The sequence below is a fragment of the Streptomyces sp. NPDC050856 genome (assembly GCF_040653855.1).
GTDB lineage: Bacteria > Actinomycetota > Actinomycetes > Streptomycetales > Streptomycetaceae > Streptomyces.
The window spans coordinates 1-1,989 of the sequence record NZ_JBFAGV010000071.1; the positions used below are offsets into that span (position 1 = coordinate 1).

The following is a 1,989-nucleotide window of genomic DNA, read 5'->3' on the forward strand; positions in this document are numbered from 1 at the left end:
GCGACCTCAGCGTCCACCACCCGGGCGACAGCCGCTGATCAGCTGTGCTGCGGCAGCCGACGGCACGGCCGTTCCCCTCGCCGACCGGAGTGTGGCGCCGGGGCGCAGGGGGGTGATCTGCTCGATGTCGTAGCGGGCGCGCAGCTCGGCGATGGCGGCGTGGTCCGGGGAGCCGTCACGGTCGAGGATGTCGAGGAGCTCCTCGAAGTAGCGCTCGTGGTCGGGCGGCGGGGACGCCTGGAAGAACATCCTGGCCGGTTTCCCGGTGGGGTTGGCGAAGGCGTGCGGGCAGCCGGGGGGCACCATGATGACCGTGCCGGGGGTCGCCCGCACGACCCGGCGTCCGGTGGTCGACTCCCAGTCCAGCCAGGTGTCCCGGGTGCGGACGCGGGGTTCGAAGGCGAGGACGTCGAGTTCACCGTCGAGGATGTAGAAGAGCTCCTCGCTGCGGGTGTGGACATGGGCTCCGACGTCGAAGCCGGGTGGTACGACGACCTCGAAGCTGGAGGCGGTCCGGGAGTGCTCCCCGGTGACCTTGAAGGTGACGTGCTGCGCCGGGGTGTGCAGGGTGCGGCCGTGTCCGGTGGGCACCAGCAGGCCGTCGGGCGCGTCGGCGAGCAGGGACACGGGGGTCCCCTGGTGGGCGGTCACCAGGTCACCGGCAGGGACTGGGGCCCGCGGATGAGCGCGCCGGGACGGAAGGGGACCCGCTCGGGCGGGACCGTGAAGCGCAGGCCCGGGAAGCGGTCGAGCACCGCGTCGATGAGCAGTTCCGTCTCCAGGCGGGCCAACATGGCGCCGACGCAGAAGTGCGGGCCGTGCCCGAAGGAGACGTGCGGGTTGGGGTTGCGGTCGAAGTCGAGCCCCTCGGGCTCGGTGAAGACCTCGGGGTCGCGGTTGGCGGCCAGGTAGGAGACGTAGACCGCGTCGCCGGCGCGGATGCGCTGCCCGGCGATGGTCACGTCCTCCAGCGCGATCCGGGACAGCCCCACCGAGCTGCGGTGCGGGATGAACCTCAGGAGCTCCTCGATGGCACGGGGGCGCAGTTCGGGCCGCTCGCGCAGCCGCGCCATCCGCTCGGGACGGCCCAGCAGGATGAAGAGCATGTTGCCGCAGTTGTTGGTGACCGCCTCACCGCCGATCTGGATGAGCAGCGCCAGGCCCACCGCCTCGGAGGCACGCAGTTCCCCGGCCTCGACGGCCGCCGACAGCAGCCCCAGGACGCTCTCGTCCCCGGTGGCGTGCCGTCCGCCCAGGGCTTCGGAGAAGTAGCCGCACATCTCCTCCTTGGCCTGCTGACTGCGCTCGGCACCGGCCGCGGAGGACAGGATGAGATTGGTCCATTCGTGCATCCGCGGCCGGTCGGCGGCGGGCACGCCCATCAGCTCGCAGACCACGGCGAGCGGGAAGGGGGCCATCAGGTCGGCGGTGAAGTCCGCCGGCGGCCCCTGCTCCAGGAGGGCGTCGACGAGCTCGTCGAGCATCCGGCGGGCCCGCTCCCGCAGCCGTTCGACGCCCTTGGTGGTGAAGGCCGGGGCGACCGCCCGGCGCAGCCGGGTGTGCTCGGGCGGGTCCTCGAAGCCGACGGCACCGTCGACCGGGATGAAATGCGGGGCCAAGCGGGTGACGTTGCGCTCGGCGACGAGCTTGCGGGAGAACCTCGGGTCGTTGGTGACCATCTTGACGTCGTCGTACCGGGTCACCAGCCACGCCCAGCCGCTGCCGTTGGGCAGCCGGATCCGGGTGACCGGCCCTTCCCGCATCAGCTCGGCCAGCACCGGGTCGAAGTCCACCCCCGGCAGGTCCATCGCGGGCCACTCGCGCACCGGCGGGAGCGCGGGCGGGGCTGTGGTGGTGTCATCCAGCACCGTGTACCTCCGTCCGGTCGTGCTGGTCGTGGGTGCGCCAGCGGCCGAGGGCCATTTCGGCGGTGATGCCGGGGCCGAAGCCGGCGAGCAGGCCGCGGGCGGCGTGCTGGGCGCTGCCTTC

Annotated in this window: 2 protein-coding genes; both read right to left on the minus strand. The window is 72.6% G+C overall.

Going from position 1 to position 1,989, the window contains the following annotated elements; translation table 11 throughout:
• Window positions 1-6 precede the first annotated feature (6 nt).
• Window positions 7-627 (minus strand): cupin domain-containing protein, encoded by a 621-nt coding sequence (locus tag AB0H53_RS29080; RefSeq protein WP_362119647.1) that lies wholly within the window; start codon window positions 625-627, stop codon window positions 7-9.
• A 20-nt stretch (window positions 628-647) separates the two neighbouring features.
• Window positions 648-1,808, minus strand: a complete 1,161-nt coding sequence (locus AB0H53_RS29085) for a cytochrome P450 (protein WP_362119650.1) — start codon at window positions 1,806-1,808, stop codon at window positions 648-650.
• Between the last annotated feature and the right edge of the window lie 181 nt (window positions 1,809-1,989).